13 protein-coding genes and 1 pseudogene are annotated in these 17,221 nt (G+C 58.8%); 2 read left to right on the top strand and 12 right to left on the bottom strand.

Features of this window, described 5'->3' with window-relative positions:
* Nucleotides 1–36 precede the first annotated feature (36 nt).
* The 5 genes from JFU37_RS26375 to JFU37_RS26355 all read right to left on the bottom strand — a co-directional run bounded on the left by JFU37_RS26375 (nt 37) and on the right by JFU37_RS26355 (nt 6,787).
* Nucleotides 37–225 (bottom strand): hypothetical protein, encoded by a 189-nt coding sequence (locus tag JFU37_RS26375; protein WP_242485830.1) that lies wholly within the window; start codon nt 223–225, stop codon nt 37–39.
* Entirely contained in the window at nt 226–3,306 is a 3,081-nt protein-coding gene (locus JFU37_RS26370) for an efflux RND transporter permease subunit (RefSeq protein ID WP_201119965.1), read from the bottom strand.
* Nucleotides 3,303–4,490, bottom strand: coding sequence for an efflux RND transporter periplasmic adaptor subunit (locus tag JFU37_RS26365; RefSeq protein ID WP_201119964.1), 1,188 nt, complete (start codon nt 4,488–4,490; stop codon nt 3,303–3,305). Before JFU37_RS26365 ends, JFU37_RS26370 begins: the two co-directional genes overlap by 4 nt.
* Complete coding sequence (locus JFU37_RS26360) at nt 4,487–5,953, bottom strand: efflux transporter outer membrane subunit (protein WP_201119963.1); 1,467 nt, start codon at nt 5,951–5,953, stop codon at nt 4,487–4,489. The genes JFU37_RS26365 and JFU37_RS26360 overlap by 4 nt, the downstream gene beginning before the upstream one ends.
* A 99-nt stretch (nt 5,954–6,052) precedes the next feature.
* Nucleotides 6,053–6,787 carry a response regulator transcription factor gene (locus JFU37_RS26355; protein ID WP_201119962.1) on the bottom strand — a complete coding sequence of 245 codons (735 nt, stop codon included), beginning with the start codon at nt 6,785–6,787 and terminating at the stop codon, nt 6,053–6,055.
* Between the two features lie 143 nt (nt 6,788–6,930).
* Here JFU37_RS26355 and JFU37_RS26350 point away from each other — a divergent pair, with 143 nt between their 5' ends.
* Nucleotides 6,931–7,623, top strand: coding sequence for a response regulator transcription factor (locus JFU37_RS26350; protein WP_201119961.1), 693 nt, complete (start codon nt 6,931–6,933; stop codon nt 7,621–7,623).
* The gene (locus JFU37_RS26345; RefSeq protein ID WP_201119960.1) at nt 7,601–8,965 is read left to right on the top strand and encodes a sensor histidine kinase; all 1,365 of its coding nucleotides are present in this window, start codon (nt 7,601–7,603) and stop codon (nt 8,963–8,965) included. Before JFU37_RS26350 ends, JFU37_RS26345 begins: the two co-directional genes overlap by 23 nt.
* Before the next feature lie 202 nt (nt 8,966–9,167).
* Here JFU37_RS26345 and JFU37_RS26340 read toward each other — a convergent pair whose 3' ends face one another.
* The 7 genes and pseudogenes from JFU37_RS26340 to JFU37_RS26310 all read right to left on the bottom strand — a co-directional run bounded on the left by JFU37_RS26340 (nt 9,168) and on the right by JFU37_RS26310 (nt 17,086).
* Nucleotides 9,168–9,371, bottom strand: a complete 204-nt coding sequence (locus tag JFU37_RS26340) for a co-regulatory protein PtrA N-terminal domain-containing protein (protein WP_201119959.1) — start codon at nt 9,369–9,371, stop codon at nt 9,168–9,170.
* Between the two features lie 546 nt (nt 9,372–9,917).
* Complete coding sequence (locus JFU37_RS26335) at nt 9,918–10,697, bottom strand: SDR family NAD(P)-dependent oxidoreductase (protein WP_201119958.1); 780 nt, start codon at nt 10,695–10,697, stop codon at nt 9,918–9,920.
* Nucleotides 10,698–10,890: 193 nt separating this feature from the next.
* A pseudogene (locus JFU37_RS26330) lies at nt 10,891–10,992 on the bottom strand (IS5/IS1182 family transposase); the annotation flags it as partial.
* Nucleotides 10,993–11,148: 156 nt separating this feature from the next.
* Nucleotides 11,149–11,325, bottom strand: coding sequence for a hypothetical protein (locus JFU37_RS26325; protein WP_201119957.1), 177 nt, complete (start codon nt 11,323–11,325; stop codon nt 11,149–11,151).
* A 17-nt stretch (nt 11,326–11,342) separates the two neighbouring features.
* Nucleotides 11,343–12,770, bottom strand: coding sequence for an efflux transporter outer membrane subunit (locus JFU37_RS26320; protein WP_201119956.1), 1,428 nt, complete (start codon nt 12,768–12,770; stop codon nt 11,343–11,345).
* Nucleotides 12,754–13,917, bottom strand: a complete 1,164-nt coding sequence (locus JFU37_RS26315) for an efflux RND transporter periplasmic adaptor subunit (RefSeq protein WP_201119955.1) — start codon at nt 13,915–13,917, stop codon at nt 12,754–12,756. The genes JFU37_RS26320 and JFU37_RS26315 overlap by 17 nt, the downstream gene beginning before the upstream one ends.
* Nucleotides 13,907–17,086 (bottom strand): efflux RND transporter permease subunit, encoded by a 3,180-nt coding sequence (locus JFU37_RS26310; protein ID WP_201119954.1) that lies wholly within the window; start codon nt 17,084–17,086, stop codon nt 13,907–13,909. The genes JFU37_RS26315 and JFU37_RS26310 overlap by 11 nt, the downstream gene beginning before the upstream one ends.
* Nucleotides 17,087–17,221 lie beyond the last annotated feature (135 nt).

Genomic DNA, 17,221 nt, shown 5'->3' with positions numbered 1-17,221 from the left:
CCATTCGTGCTGTTTTGATAGCGCCAAAACTGCCGCTCAAACTCCAAACTCTTTTTCCAACTCCTCCTGCAGCCATTGGATAAACCACACCATGTCCGCTGACGGGTCGGCGGAAAGTGTCAGCAACCGATAGTTTTCGAGCTTCACCTGTGCATCCACCACCAAAATCCGCTGTCTCAGACTATTTTTCATGTCCATAGGGTTCAACGCTGTCAGGGTGCGCATTCAGCCGCCGACCCGTTGTACCGCAACATTTGGATGTCGTTTGCGCAGACGGTTGAACCAGAGATAGACCACTGGCGTTGTATATAACGTCAGAATCTGCGAGACAACCAAACCACCCACGATGGCGATCCCCAGCGGCTGGCGCAACTCCGAGCCGGCCCCCTGGCCGAATGCCAGGGGCAAGGCTCCGAGCAAGGCTGCCAATGAAGTCATGAGGATTGGCCTGAGCCGCAGCAGGCAAGCCTCGCGCACAGCATCCACCGGCGCTAACCCACGCTGCTCGGCTTCTAATGTGAAGTCTACAATCATGATCGCGTTTTTCTTGACGATGCCGATCAGCAAAATAATTCCGATCATCCCAAGCACCGACAAATCCTGTCGACAGAGAATCAACGCAAGCAATGCGCCAAAACCTGCTGACGGCAGCGTCGATATGATGGTCAATGGGTGAATGGCACTTTCATACAGCACGCCAAGCACTATGTAGACGGTGAGGATCGCCGCCAGAATCAACCACGGTTGAGACTTGAGTGAGTCCTGAAACGCTTGAGCCGTGCCCTGGAAACTACCCTGCACGCTGTCCGGCATGCCGGTCGTCAGCGACGTTTGCTGGATCGCATCCACCGCCTCGCTCAAGGCATGCCCTGGCGCGAGGTCAAATGAGAGGGTGATCGCCGGGAATACGCCTTGATGGTTGATGACGATGGGCATCAGTTCGTTCTTGATGTCAGCCAACAGGCTCAGCGGCACCATGGCGCCTGAAGTGGACCGGACATAAAGATGGTTCAAGGTCTGGATCGACAGCTGCCAGCGCGGATCGACCTCAAGGATGACGTGATTCTGATCGAGTTGGGTGAACATCGTCGCCACCTGCCGCTGACCAAAGGCGTCATACAGCACATCGTCGATGGCCTGCACGGAAACCCCCATCCGCGCCGCGGTGGGTCGGTCAATGACCAGCGTCGCCTGGGTGGAAGCTTGCTGCTGGTCGGAGGTGACGTGCTGCAGTTGCGGCAGTGTCTTGAGTTTGTCCAGCAACACACCGCTCCAGTGATCCAGCTCGACGCTGTTCGGGTCTTGCAAGGTGTACTGGTATTGCGTCTTGCTGGGGCGGCCGCCGATCTGGATATCCTGGTTGGCCTGAAGGAACAAACGGATGCCCGACACTTGATTGAGCTTGGGCTGCAACCGGGCGATCACCTGCTGTGCGGAGGCCGTACGTTCACTGAACGGCTTGAGATTGATGATGACACGCCCTTGGCTGATGGTCGGGCTCGGTCCGACCCACGAATACACCCTGGCAATATCTGGGTCCTGGCCCACGACGTCCACCAGCCGCGCGACCTGAGCGCTCATCGCCTTGGGCGAAATGTCCGGCGCCGCTTCGGCGATGCCCTGAATCAGGCCCGTGTCCTGCGGCGGGAAAAAGCCTTTAGGGATGTAAACATAAAGCGCTGCTGTCGCGACAACGGTAGCCAAGGCGATGGTCAGGGTCATGCGTTGATGAGCCAGGACCCAATCCAGGCTGCGACGATAGCCGCTGTGAATGCGGGTAAACCCGTCTTCGCAGGCCTGTGCAAAGCGACCGGGTTTGACGCCATCGTCATGATTGAGCAACCACGCACAGAGCATCGGTGTCATGGTCAGGGATACGACGCAGGACATCACAATCGCCACGCTGACGGTTACTGCAAATTCGCGCATCAGGCGTCCAACGATGCCGCCCATCAATAGAATCGGCAAGAACACAGCGATCAAGGAAAGGGTCATCGAAATGATGGTGAATCCCACCTCACGTAAGCCATCAATGGCGGCCTGCAAGCGTGACTTGCCCATCTCCAAATGACGAACGATGTTTTCCATCACGACGATCGCGTCATCGACCACGAACCCGACGGCGATCGCCAGCCCCATGATCGACAAGTTGTCCAGGCTATACCCCAACAGGTACATCACGGCGAAGGTCGCCACCAGCGAAAGCGGAATGGTCATCGCAGGAATAAGCGTTGCGGTGGCCTTGCGCAGAAACACGAAGATCACCACAACCACCAGGGCAATGGATAGCAAGAGCGTGAATTGCACGTCGTTGACCGACGCCTCGATGGTTTGGGTCCGGTCGCCGATGACATGGACCTGGACGTCCTTGGGCAGCGATGCAGTCAAGGAAGGAAGCTTGTCGACGATATTCTGCGTGGTCGACAACACGTTGAAACCGGGCTGCTTATGGATGTCGACGATGATCGTCGGTTCCTTGCCAAGCGCGGCTGATTGCTGCGTGTCTTCGGCACCGTCGATGACTTTGCCTAGGTCACCGAGCTTGATCGGCACTCCGTTCCTGTAAGCGATCACCTGTTCTCGGTAACCCTTGGGGTCGAGCAGCTGGTCGGTAGCCCCCAGAGTGATCGACCGATCCTGGCCATCCAGACTGCCCTTGGGCTGATCCAGGGTGTTGATGCCGATCACACTGCGCACCTCTTCCAGGGTCAGGCCGCGAGCGGCCAAGGCATCGGGATCGATCTGAATGCGCACTGCCGGCTTCTGCTCACCATGGAAATCCACCAGCCCGACACCCGGCATTTGCGACAGACGCTGTGCCAGATAGTTATCGGCGTAAAGGTCTAGCTCGTGCAATGTGCGAACCGGTGACGTCAGCGCCAGCGACAGCACTGTGCCCTCCGCCGGGTTGACCTTGTTGAAGGTCGGCGCGCTGGTCATGGTTTTCGGCAAGTTGGCGCTGGCGGTGTTAATGGCCGTTTGCACATCCTGCGCGGCACCGTCGATGTCTCGCGATAGATCGAACTGCAGCACAATCTGACTTTTGCCCGCCGCGCTGGTGGAGGTCATCGAAGTGACCTGCGGAACGGCTGCAAATGCCCGCTCCAGTGGCGTTGCCACCGAGGTCGCCATCGTCTCCGCGCTGGCGCCCGACAACTTGGCAGTGACTTGAATCGTCGGAAAATCCACCGTTGGAAGCGCCGCGACGGGCAGCTGAAAATAGGCGACCGTGCCCAACAACATAATCCCCAGCGCCAGCAGGCAAAGACCGACCCGACGTGGTATCAAACCTGCCAATGCGTTCATCGGCTGGCCTCCATCGCAACGGCTGCCTGAGTTTGGCTGTCAGCCTTGACCGGCGAAACCTTTGTGCCCGGCGCGATTCGTGACTGCCCCTGAACGACCACCGTTTCCCCCGGCGTCAGCCCTTCTCGAATCCACTGTTGGCCAGCAACCACTGCGCTAGCGTCGACCTGCCGGGGCTCAACCCGCTGATCAGCATTCACCACATACACATAAGGCCCTTTCTGTCCTTGTTGCACAGCCGTTACTGGAACCACCGTGGCGTCGAGCCGGGTGTTGAGCAATACCCGGGCGCTGACCAGTTCGCCTGGCCACAACTGACTGTCATCGTTGTCGAACTGCGCCTTGAGCTGGATCTGGCCACTCGCCGGCGACACCTGACTGTCGATGAAACTGAGTGTGCCACTGGCGATCTGCTTCTTGCCATCACGACTCATCGCCACGACTTGCAACGGCTGGCGAGCGTTCTCTTCAAGGATTTGCGCAAGATCGTCCTGAGAGACAGCAAACGCCACGGAAATAGGATTCATCTGAGTAATCGTCACCAATCCAGTCGCATCGGCGCCGTGAGCGATCGAGCCGACATCCAGCAGTCGCTGCCCGGTACGTCCGGTAAGAGGAGCGGTGACCTGGGTGAAGCTCAGCTGCAGACGTGCGTTGTCCAGCTGGGCCTGATCGGCCTGTACCATGGCCTGCTGCGCCGCGAGTTGCGCGCGATAGGTGTCGACGTCCTGCGTCGGGCCGGCCTTGGCATTGGCCAGATTGGTTGCCCGTTGCAAATTGACCTTGAGGTTCGCCAGCTGCGCCTGATCCTTGGCGACCAACGCCTGTGCCTGAGCAACCAGGGCTTGATACACCCGAGGGTCGACCTGCGCCAATGACGCCCCAGCCATAACCATCTGCCCTTCGGTGAACATCACCTTCTGCAATTCGCCGTCGACCCGCACCCGCACATTCACAGTGTTGAGTGCCTGCACGCTGCCAATCGCGTCCAGCCAGATCGGCAGGTCCTTGCGCTGCGCCGCTTGCATCACCACGGGAACCGCGGCATCGGCCGACACTGCCGGTGAAGCCTGCACCCGACCTGGCCAGACGTAATGAAGCAACAGCGCAATCGCGATCAGCGCAATGAGTACGGCGATGATGCGCAGGCGGCGAGAAAACGAAGCGGTGTTGTCCGGGGTCATGGGCGGGACGCCTGAAAAGTAGAGGAAGACGATGCGAGGGACGCCGAGGCGCCAGAAGTGGCATTGGCAACGTTGCTGGTGGCGAAGTCACCGCCCAGTGCGCGGAACAGACCGACCGCCGCTTGCAGGTGTTGCAAGCGAACCTGCAGCAACGTGTCTTCGGCTTGGTACTGGGTTTGCTCCACGATCAACAGCGTCTGAAAGTCGGTGGAACCAAGGCGGTAACGCACCTGGGCCAGCCTCGCGGCTTCGCGGGCCGACATGACGGCGGCTTCATTCAGCGATAACGCCTGATCGAGCTCGCGGGTCGCACTCATTTGTGTTTCCACGTCCTGCAAGGCTTCGATCACCGACTCACGATAACTGTCCGCCAATTCCCGGACATGCGCCTGATCGAAGTGCAATTGGCCGTCGAGCCGGCCACCGGCAAACAGCGGTTGCGCCAGGGTGCCGACCAGGCTCCAGATCCCGCCGCCTGTCAGGGTGTCGATGCCTTTTTGTAAATCCAGGGTCAGGCTGGGGAAGTACGCGGCGCGTGCCACACCGACATCGAAGTTGGCCGACTGCAGGCGCGCTTCTGCCGCCTGGATATCCGGCCGCTGACGCAACAGTCCCATCGGCAAGCCGCTGTCGGGACTGGGAGCGGTGAGATTTTTCAGGCCGTATTCTTTCAGTTTAAAGCCCTGCGGCGACGCACCGACCAGTACCGCCAATTGGTACAGTGCCATGTCACGTTGTTGACGTAGCGGCGGAGTGGCGGCCTGGAAAGTTTGCAAGGTGTTGCGTTGCTGGGCGACTTCCAGTGTAGACACCGCCCCCTGACTGGCCTGGTACTCGACCAGGTCCAGCACTTGCTTCGCATCTTCGGCAATCGACTCTGCCAGCTTCAAACGATCTTGCAGCGATAGCACCTGGAAATAGGTGATGGCAATGTTGGCGCCCAACGTCATGCGCAACGTCTGCGCATCGAACACGCTGGCGTTGGCTAATACGCTGGATGAGTCTGCCGACGCGTGGTTCTTGCCCCAGAAATCCACTTCATAGCTGGCGTCAGCGAAGGCATTGGCGGTCTTGGGCGTCGAGGTAGTGTTCCTGCGCTGGTAATCCCCCCCTAGTGACAACAGTGGATACTGCGTCGCGCCCGTGACTTGAGCGATGGACCTCGCTTCTTCAATGCGGCTTAGCGCAGCCTTGAGGGTGTAATTCTGGTTAAACCCACGAGCAATAAGCTTGTTAAGTTCTGCGCTGTGAAACTCTTCCCACCAGGGGCCACCGCTAGCGGGTTTGATGGACGCGCCCTGCGCAGCATCCCAGGCAGGCGCCAGAGCCACTTCGGGTCGCTGATAGGCAGGCACCAAGGAACATCCGCCCACGGCCAGCCATAGGGCGACGCCCAGTGAGCGTGACGCGTACCGGGTCAAAAAATGCCGCGAAATGAACGACGTTGTGTGTGCCGCAGGCATGTGCTGACGATCTCCGAAACCTGATGGAATACTCCACGAAGGGCTCGAAGATTAAGGCGCGGCGACTGTCAGCACGCTCCTCTGTACCTAAACAATTGTTTAAGAAGCATCCACCCCGCTGTCCTGAGCCTTCTCGGCGTCGAAGGGCCCGGGCTCTTCCTCGTTTTCCAGAAGGTAACCAGCACCCGGCACGGTGCGAATGACCGAATAGGGAAACCCCTCGTCGAGTTTGCGGCGCAGGCGATAGATGTGCTTATCGACGACGTTGTCGTTGGGATCGAACGCATAATCCCAGGCGCTCTCCAGCAACATGTCGCGGGTCACTACCTGTCCGCAGTGACGCATGAGTTTTTCAAGAATCAGCGACTCTCGCTGCTGCAGCACAATGGTCTTGCCCTGACGAACGACCGAGCGCGAGGCGCGGTTCAAGCGCAGCGGGCCGGCTTGCAAGGTCAAGGTGTCACGGGGATGCGGGGCCGCCGAGCGCAGCAGCGCGTCGAGCCGCGCCAAGACTTCAACGAACGCGTAGGGTTTTGCCAGGTAGTCGTCACAACCGGCCTCCAGGCCTTCAACCCGATGCTGCGTCGAGGCCAGGGCACTGAGCATCAGGATGGGTGTACGTAGCCCGCGTTCACGCAGTTGTGCCACCAGCGCAATGCCATCCATCCCCGGCAAGCGGCGGTCAACGATCAGCGCGTCGTAGGCGCCCTCGATTGCCATCGACAGTCCATCACGGCCATCTTCGGTCGTGTCGACAATGTGCCCGCTTTCGCTCAGACCGCGTACCAGATAGGCCGCCGCTCGCTGATCGTCTTCAACTACCAATATCCGCAAAACCGCCTCCGGGATGGCCAGCTAAACTTTTTTTCATGTTGGCGCGACCTTTATGTTCGCTGCGCGTTGGCACACTATGCAACTGCCACGGGGTTCACACCAGTTCTCCGACTTCCATCAATTCCAGGGAGCACTGCGCATCCATGCCCCATGTACTCGTGATTGAGGACGACGTCACCACTGCCAGCGAAATCGAAGCCGCCTTGCAGGATTATGGCTTTGTCGTGACCTGCGTCGATAACGGTCGAGAAGGATTGCTACAGGCCTTCAGCGACAACTTCGATCTGATCGTTCTGGATCGCATGCTGCCCGGATCGGTGGACGGCCTGGGCGTGCTCACCGCCCTGCGCGCCGCCAACATTGCCACCCCGGTGCTGATTCTCAGCGCGTTGAGCGCACTCGATGAACGTGTCCGAGGCTTGCGTGCCGGCGGCGACGATTACCTGACCAAACCCTTCGAGTTCATCGAGCTGACCGCTCGGTTGGACGCCTTGAGCCGTCGTCGCAGCGTGCCGGCCGGCACTGATCGTGAAAGCCGACTGAAAGTCGGCAAACTGGAAGTCGATCTGCTCAACCGTAGCGTGCGTCGCGGCGAACGCATAATCGAGTTGCTGCCCCGCGAATATGCGTTGCTCGAGCATCTCATGCGCAATGCCGATCAAGTGGTGACTCGCACCATGCTGTTCGAAGCCGTATGGAATTACAGCTACGACGAACGCACCAACGTGATTGAAGTGCACATCGGCCGGCTGCGTCGCAAGATTGACGGCGACGACGAAGAACCCATGATCCATACCGTCCGTGGGGCAGGCTATGTTCTCCGTTCACCTGAGTGAAATTCCCCGCACCATCAGCTTTCGCACCGGCTTGATGTTCTTGGCGCTGTTTGGTTGCTCCTTCCTGGCGCTGTTCGACTACATCTACTGGCAAACAGCGGTCTACTTGACGTCCGAAGCAGACGCGGCATTGTATCGCCAGGTGGACAACCGCAGCCGGCAAACGCCGGTGTCGCTGGAGGAAGAGATTCGCAGGCACAAGATCCAGGACGTCGAAGCACGCTTGCCTCACACCCTGTTCGATGAACAGGGCAAGTACATTGCCGGTGCACTACGTACGCTGCCACCCTTCCAGGCCTTTGACAAGCCAGAGGAATTTCGCTGGGAGACGCCCAACGGCAGTGATCGGCCAATACGTTTCATGGTTCATCGACTCGACAATAATAGAATCCTGCTCGTCGCTCAGGACATGCACGACATCCGCGAATTCGACGAACTGTTGGTCAATGCCATGATTTCCGGCGGCTGCCTGTTGGTGGTGGTGGGGCTGGTCGGTGCTGTCCTCCTCGGCCACTCAGCGCGGCGTCGGCTGGACACGCTCAGTACGTCGATCAAAGGCATTATCGAGGGCGATCTCAGCGGTCGTCTGCCGACACGTGGCAACCACGATGACATCGACCGGATTGCACACGTGGTCAACGGCATGCTGGACGAACTTCAGCGCCTGATGAGCGAAGTCAAAGGTGTCTGTGACGATATCGCCCATGACCTGCGCACCCCGCTGACTCGACTGATTGCAGGACTTGAGCGCGCACAGCGCAGAGGCCTGCGGGAAGACGAGTACGCCGAAACCATCGACGCGGCGATTTCCGAAGCGCGCGGCCTGATGCTGACCTTTCGGGCTCTGCTGCGAATTTCGGAAATCGAGGGCAGCGCCCGACGCAGCAATTTCTCGGAAGTAGACCTCAATCAGATCGGTGCTGACGCGGCGGAGTTTTTCGAACCGCTTGCCGAGGAACGCGGTATCACCCTCAGTTTCACGCCCGCCAACACGCCGGCACTGCGCTCCGGGGACGCACAATTATTGTTCGACGCTGTCTGCAATCTGCTGGATAACGCCGTCAAATTCTCCCCGGACAACGGACTCATTCAAGTGGCCGTCATTATGGCGCCCGAGGGCCCCGGTCTGCGGGTCAGCGATAACGGCCCGGGCATTGAACCGGCCGAGCGCGAGGCGGTTTTTCGACGGTTGTACCGCTCAGAATCGAGCCGCCACACTTCAGGTAATGGTTTGGGCCTGAGCATGGTTGCGGCAGTGGCACGCCTGCATGAGATGACGCTCACCGTGTACGACGCCGAACCGGGCTGTCGGATGGATCTGATGAGCGTTCGCACGGCCTGAGATCGCCAGGCTCGCGGCCCAGGCTTGATCAAGCCAAGTTGGTCGAGGAGGACGTCGAGTTGTTATTCACCACAAAAAAACAGGAGTACCCGCCCCCTACAAGCCTCCTACAGAAGCGTGAGACGGGTCATAGCCTATTGAACCTCGATTATTTAACCGATACAGCGGATGACTTCTTAAAATTGATGGGGCGTGCGCACGATCAATTCGCACGGGCGGCATCGCCAGTCGACGCTTTCTGATTGGTGGCAATGGCAGTTGCAGACCCAGACTGTTGGGACGTTGTCATAGCGGATGCTCGTGCAGCCTCCATCTTGGCCATGACGGTGTCACCACCGCCTTCTGCCATCGCGGCTACAGAGGCACTCATCAACGTCACGATCAAAAAAGCTTTAAGGGTGTTCATGGCAAATCTCCAGTTTTGAGTTCAGCCAACACACTGTTGGCTGGCTTGAACTCATCCTGAAGCCTTCGGCCTTTCACCCTGTTCCCCGCAAAATAAATTTTTTGACAGGTGGGTTGCTGAGTAGGTTACTTGCTATCCCAAAGGACGAAATACTGGGGGCAGCGGTCATGCCGTTGCGGTGCGTTTTTTTAGAACAGCCAGTGCAATCAACTGGGCAGACATTCTCATTACCCTGGATCGCTGAGAAAACTTCAGGCAACAGAAAGGCTGGCTTCTATGGAGCAAAACATTCGAACATCTCCTCCAAAGATAACCAGAGTGCCGGCTCGCATGTCCATGGGCTCGGTGGCGAGCCAGATGAAGTCGATGCGGATCATTGCGTTAGGTCGCGAACGAATCGGGCACAGCCATCAGGATCGGAGGCCGACCATTTCACGGTCATCGCTCCTTGCCCGCATGGCAACTCGACGCTGCAGGGATTACCGTTCGGTTTGGAAGGCAGGTGAATTTCACCAGGTTTGGTAGTCTTTTTATGTTCCCTGAATATCACGGCGCCTTGCTCTCAACCAGAGAGTTTCCACCGTCTACGACTATGACCTCTCCGGTGATGTAGCTAGCTTCTGGAGAGGCTAGGAAATTTACCGCAGCAGCCACTTCCTCTGGTCGCCCGGCACGCCCCACAGGTGTGTACCGCGAAGCCTCTATTTCTTCTTCGCTACTTGATCCTGTGGCGATCCAGCCTGGGGCGACACTGTTGATCGTGATGCCCTTTTTGGCGACCTCCAGAGCCAATCCCATACTCATTCCAAGCATGCCGGCCTTCGCCGCACTATAGGCCGCCTCACCTGGATTACTGCACCGAGTTCCGGTAGTCGAACTGATGTTAACGATGCGACCATAACCTTGTTTCTGCATTCCTGATAATACTTCCCGAGTGAGCAAGAACGCCGTTGTTAAATTACGTGTTAACGACAGATTCCAAATATCGAGGGTCATGTCAGCTAACGACGAGAACGGTTCTGGACTACCTTGCATAGCCATGCCCGCATTATTCACCAAAATATCAACTCGCCCCCAAAGACTATAAGCCCACTCAACCAATTCCCGTACTTGTCTCTCATCGGTAAGGTCCGCAGCCATTCCCTCGGCCAAGAAGCCTTCGGCCTTCAGATCAGCAACTCGGTCCGCAATACGGGCACTACTAGCACTGACGATCAATTTGGCCCCGGAACGACCCAGCCGACGAGCAATCGCCATTCCTATACCGTCCGGAGCGCCCGCGCCACTTATAAGCGCCACTTGTGTTTCAAGATTGAGGTTAAGCATGTACGACGCTCCTGTTACTTTAAAGTGCGAAAAGCAGCATATACCTAGGGAGGCGCTGAACAATTCACCTGTTCGTCCCCCGCGCCACTTTCAAACCGGCTTCTCTCAACCCCGGGCCTTATTCCACGCTTCTGAGGCCGGTTTCAGCCCCTATTTTGCGGATTGGCGGGTCAACCCCGTGTTTCAGGCGGTTTTATCCCGACGCACGTTTTAAAAATCTCTTGGCCAGCATCATATTGGCCAACCCGAACAGACTGAACAACTGTGCGATGTTGTTTTCCAGCCCGCAGTACCGGTCGCGATATGAATGACCGTTACCTGCCTCCGCTGGCCGAGCTCTCAATAGATCCGTGTGCTCGGGCACGCTGTGCAGGTCAGATTTTCTTGACCACGCTCTTACCAGTTTTACCATCAATTCATGATCACTTGAGTAATCAATAGAGTTGCTCCGCTACAGGGTTAAGTTGATGTCTTCACTCCTGGCATCACCAAGAGAGGCTGCCATCGCATTGGCCGTGACCGACCCGATGCCTGGCATCTTGGCCAGTTTGCGGCTATTTCCGTTGACGCGGTGCCAGGCGACAATTTGACTCTCGATTTCATGGACCTGATTATCAAACTTCTTCAACCGCTCCAATAGACAATTCAATCGCCCGACTGGTTGACCTCCCATCCCCCACCTAGCGCGACCACAAGCCCTACACTTGCCTGTAACCTGTTAGTTTTTACGAGTTCCAAATGTTGTTGCGCCTGCAATGCCAGGTTCTGTGCGGTCACAACTTCCAGATAACTGACGGCCCCGGCTTGAAAGCTGTTCAGCGCAATGCTCTGGGCGCGCTGTGCAGCGTCGACGGCAGCCTGCTGGTCCGTGGATTCCAATGCCAGGTCGCGCAGCTGGCCGAGGTTGTCCTCGACCTCGCGCACAGCCTTGAGCACCTGAGCGCGATAATTCGCCGAAGCTGCATCGAACTCGGCTCTGGATTGCCACTCGGCGGCATTCAGACGGCCGCCATCGAAGATCGGCAGGGTCAGTGTCGGGCCGATTGCCCAGATGCGGTTGGCCGACGAGAGCAAGCTGCCCACTCCCATGGTCTGCCCACCGAACAGGCCGGTCAGGCTGAAGTCCGGGTAGCGCGCCGCGCGGGCGACGCCGATGCCCGCGTTGGCGGCGAAAACCCGACGCTCGGCGGCAGCGACGTCGGGGCGGCGTTGTAACAACGTGCCTGGCAGTGCCTTGGGAATGCTCGGTAAGGTCAGTGGCTCGCTGTTCACGGTCAGGTTGAAATCGCTCGGCAGTTCGCCGACCAATTCCGCCATGGCGTGCTCCGCAAGATTGCGCTGGGCACGAATGTCATCCAGTCCGGCCTGGGCCAGTGCCTGTTCGCTCTGCGCCCGGTTCAGATCCAGCTCCGAAGCGATCTGGCCCTGATAGAGATCCTGAGTCATTTTTAGCGCTTGCTGGTATCCGTTGAGCGAATCACCGAGGATCTGCGCTTGCGCATCGAGGCCGCGCATCTGCACGTAGAGATTGGCCAACTGGCGCTGCAGGCTCAACCGCGCGCCCCCCAAGTCGTCTGCCGAGGCTTGGGCCTGGGCATCGCCGGCCGCCACTTGATTGCGAATTCTGCCCCACAAGTCGACGTCGAAACTCAGGTTTAAGGCCGCCGTATCGCTGTTATAGACATTGGGTTGGCCGCTGCCACGCAACGGCTTGTTCTCGGATTGGCGCTGGCGCACCGGTTGCAGACTGCCGGTGATCGTCGGGAACAACCCGCCGCGGATCTGCCCGGCATAGGCCACGGCTGCCTCGTAATGCGCCAGGGCCGCAGCCAGGTTTGGGTTGGCCGAGAGCAAGCGCTGCTGCAACTCGTTTAGCGTCGGGTCATTGAACACCTGCCACCATTGAGGTTGCAGATGGTCTGCCGGTTGCGCGGTTTTCCACGGGCCGTCGGCGGTGTCTTCACGGTAGGTCGCCGGCAACGGTGTGCTCGCGGTCTGATAAGTCGGGGCCAGCGAGCAGCCCTGTAGGGCCAGCGCCATCAGCACTACCATGCGATCAAGCCTTGCTCGCATTGGAAGCTCCCTGGTCGGCGAGTTTCACCACGTCGTTTTCACCCAGCGAATCGGGGGGACTGTCGATCACCTGGTCATCGGCGTTGATGCCTTGGTCAATCATCAACTGGTTGCCGAGGTCCATACCGATGTGCACGGTGCGCATGTGCACATGGTCGTCCTTGCCGAGCACCGCCACCTGGGTACCGGCCGCGCGGAAAACCAGTGCAGTGGCCGGGATAGTCACTGCGTTGGGGTTAGAAGGAACCTTGAAAGTTACTTGCGCATAGCTGCCCGCCAGCAGCGCCCCATCCGGGTTTTCCGCAGTGAATTGCGCCATCAGAGCGCCGGTTCGAGGGTCGATGGAGGTCGAGTTGCCCACCAATGTCGCCTTGAAGCGCTGACCGGGATGTTCCGGCACCGTAAGATCTACTGTCAGGCCAGGATGAACGACACTTACGTAGTCTTGCGGAATCTGCACATACAGCCGCAAGCGCCGGGTGTCGGCGATGCTGAACAACGCCAGACCTCCCCCACTATCAGCGGTGACCAAGTGGCCAATATCGACATTACGGGCCGTGACAGTGCCAGCGAATGGCGCCCGCAGGGTCTTGAAACTTAGCAAGTCAGTCAGGCGTCCGTAGTCGGCTGCGGCTGCAGCCGCATCTGATCGCGCACCGTCAGCTGCGGCCAATCTAACGTCGACATCTTGCTGCGAAACCGAACGCGTGCTTAATAAATTTTTCCAGCGAGTGGCCGTGGTCTCGGCGATACGCAAATTGGACTGCACCTGCCCAAGCTTTGCTTTGGCCTGAGCGACTTGCTGATTAAGCTCCGGAGTGTCGATCTCGCCCAATACTTGGTCAGCCTTTACCCGGATACCGATGTCGGTATTCCAGCTTTTCAAATAACCGGTTACCCGAGCGTAAATCTGCGCCTGGCTCCAGGCATCCAGCCTCGCGGGCAGACGCAGGGTGCTGTCCTCGCTGCCAGTGGGCTTGATCACTTGCACCACGGGTATGGCCTGGGCCATGGTCCAGTTGGTCACTGCCTGGGCTTGGCTGTTACGCGAAACCAGGCCGTTGATGACCAGCGCAGCGGCCAGGGTTATCCCGCAAGCGGCAATCAGCGTAAGGCGTTTGCGTGACGGGATGTGGTCAGGCGACATGAGGTAATTCTCCAGCAGCGGCACGAGGTTGAAAGCGACGATGTACCAGGCTGAAAACAACCGGTACGAACAGCAGGGTGGCGCAGGTGGCCAGGATCAGACCGCCGATCACGGCGCGTCCGAGGGGAGCGTTCTGCTCTTGGGAAATGGCTAGCGGCAACATGCCCAGGATCATCGCCAGGGCGGTCATGCAGACCGGGCGGAAACGGGTATAGCCGGCTTCAAGGGCTGCCTTGAAGGCGTCACCGTGTACCTCGAGACGTTCGCGGCAGAAACTCACCACCAGGATCGAGTTGGCGGTGGCCACGCCCATGCACAGGATGGCCCCGGTCAACGCTGGCACCGACAACGCCGTGCCGCTGAGGAACAGCATCCAAACGATCCCCGCCAGGGCAGCCGGTAACGCGGTGATGATCACGAACGGGTCGACCCACGACTGGAAGTTGACCACGATCAGCAGGTAGATCAGTACCACGGCGCCGAGCAGGCCGAAGCTCAGGCCGCTGAACGCGGTATTGAGCGCATCAATCTGGCCATGCAGGCTGGCCGTAGTGCCTTTGGGACGATGGCTGGCGGCGTCATCGAGAATCTTCTGGATGTCCTTGGCCACACTGCCCAGGTCGCGGTCCTGCACGTTGGCATAGATGTCCAGCGTCGGCTGAATATTGTAGTGGCTCACTACGGCGTTACTGTCGACGCGGTCGATGGTCGCCAGTGAACCCAACGTGTGGACCTGCCCGTTGCTACCGGAAATCGGCAGTGCTTCGATCATGGGCAGGGTGTCCAGGCGATACTGGGGCGTCGCCGCCACCACGGCGTAAGACGTGCCGGTGGCCGGGTTCAGCCAGAATAGCGGCGAGCCCTGAGAGCTACCCGCCAGCGAAGTGCCGAGGTTGTTGGTAACGTCCTTTTCGGTGATACCGAACTGCTGGGCGCGGGTACGGTCGACGTTGACTTGCAGCGCCGGGTAACCGGTGGCCTGCTGGATACGCATGTCGGCGACACCCGGCACTTGGCGCAGGCGCTTTTGCAGCGCCAGGGCATAGTTACGCGTAGCAGTGACATCCGGGCCGGAGACGCGGATGTCCAGCGGCGCTGGTGTCCCGAAGTTGAGGATCTGGCTGGTGGTGTCCGCCGGGGTAAAGGCGAACTGAACGCCCGGGAAGCTTTGCGGCAAGACTTCACGCAACTTTTTCATGTACTCGGCCGACGGCGCATGGTCCGGCTTGAGCAGCATCTGAATGTCACCGTCCTGCGGACCGATGGTGCCAGTGTTGCTGTAGGCCACGTCGATGCCGCTCAGCGGAATACCGATGTTGTCGATTACCGTGTCGAGGTCGCCAGGTGGCACTACCTGGCGAATACGCGCTTCGATGTGGTCGAAGGTGGCAGCGGTTTCCTCGATCCGCGTACCCAGTGGCAGGCGTACATGCAGCGCCAGCGCATCGCCGTCCACCGTCGGGAAGAAGTCCTCACCTAAGCTTGGCAGCAATGCAAAACTGGCCAGTACGCAGAGCAGGAAGCCCGCCATGAACCGGTTGCGGTACTTCAGGGCCAGGAACAGCAACCCGTGGTAATTATCGCGAACCTTGGAATAGCCACGCTCGAAACCCTGCTGGAAGCCAACCAAGCCGCGTACCAGCAGATTGCGGGGCTTGGCGGCGGGCTCGCTGTCGAGATGTTCGACATGGGGCTTGAGCAGGAACATCGCCAGGGTCGGGACCAGGGTCCGTGACAGCAGGAACGAGCTGGCCATGGCGAAGATCACCGCCAGCGCCATCGGCCGGAACAGGTAGCCGGCAATGCCCTGCAGCATGAACATCGGGACGAACACGATGCAGATGCACAGCAGCGATACGAAGGCCGGGCCAACAATCTGCTTCGCACCGTCGAGAATCGCCACCTTAACTGATTTGCCCTGCTCCAGGTGCCAGTTGATGTTCTCGATGGTCACCGTGGCATCGTCCACCAGAATACCGACGGCCAACGCCAGCCCCCCGAGGGTCATGATGTTGAGGGTCTGTCCGGTAAGTGACAGGAGAGTAATCGCCGACAGTATCGCCAGCGGAATGGACGCGGCGATGATCAGCGTCGAACGCCAGCTACCGAGAAATAGCAGAATCATCACACTGGTCAGCAGCGCAGCGATGATGCCTTCCTGGGCCACACTGCCCACCGCCTGTTTGACGAATACCGACGCGTCGCCCAGCAACGAGGTTTTGAGTTCCGGCGGCAGGGTTTCATTGATCACCGGCAGCATGTCGCGGATACCACTGACGATCGACAACGTCGACGTGCTGCCGTTTTTCAGGGCCGGCATCAGCACCGCGCGACGACCGTCGACGCGCACCACGTTGGTCTGTGGCGGTGAACCGTCACGCACATGGGCTACCTGGCCGATAGTGATCATGGCGCCGTCCACCAGCTTGACCGGCAAGTTGTTGATGTCGTCGATCTTCGCCGGGCTGTTGTTGATCTGAATGGTGTATTCGCTGCGGCCCAGCTTGGCGGTACCGACCGGGACAATCTGGTTCTGCGCGGCCAGCGCGACGCTCACATCTTGCGCCGACAGACCTTTGGCGGCCAGCGCCTGCGGGTCGATGTCAAGGGTGATCTGGCGCTGCTTGCCACCAAAGGGCGGCGGCATCGCCAGGCCGTGCACGGAGGTCAGCGGCAGACGGATGTTGTTCAACACCAGGTCACGGATCTTCGCTTCCGAGAAGGTCGGGCTGGAGAACGCCATCTGCAGGATCGGCACCGTCGAGGCGCTGTAGTTGAGAATTAATGGAGGCGTGATACCCGGCGGCATCTCTTTGAGGATGGTCTGCGAGATCGCCGTCACCTGAGCGTTGGCGGTACGGATATCGACGCCAGGCTGGAAGTAGATCTTCAGAATGCCCATACCGGGCAACGATTGCGACTCCAGATGTTCGATGTCATTGACCGTGGTGCTCAAGGTCCGCTCGTAGGTGTACATCACCCGCCCGGACATTGCATCCGGCGACAGGCCGTTGTAAGACCAGACCACCGCTACCACCGGAATACCAATGTCAGGGAAGATGTCCGTAGGGGTTTTCAGTGCAGCCAACGGCCCGACAATGCAGATGAAAATTGCCAACACAATAAATGTGTAGGGCTTCAGCAATGCAGTTTTTACCAGTTCGAGCATGCCGGAACCTCCGAGAATTATTAACGGAAGTATGCGGACCGAAGATTAACGGGGCGATCACTTGAACATAAACTAGAATTTATCATCAAGGTTTTACGAAAGGACGCACTAATACAAAAAGCCGGTTCAAAGAAC

Source organism: Pseudomonas sp. TH41, from assembly GCF_016650695.1.
Classification (GTDB): domain Bacteria; phylum Pseudomonadota; class Gammaproteobacteria; order Pseudomonadales; family Pseudomonadaceae; genus Aquipseudomonas.
The sequence above is the reverse complement of the archived record's forward strand: the minus strand, read 5'-3'. Positions and strand labels throughout refer to the sequence as shown.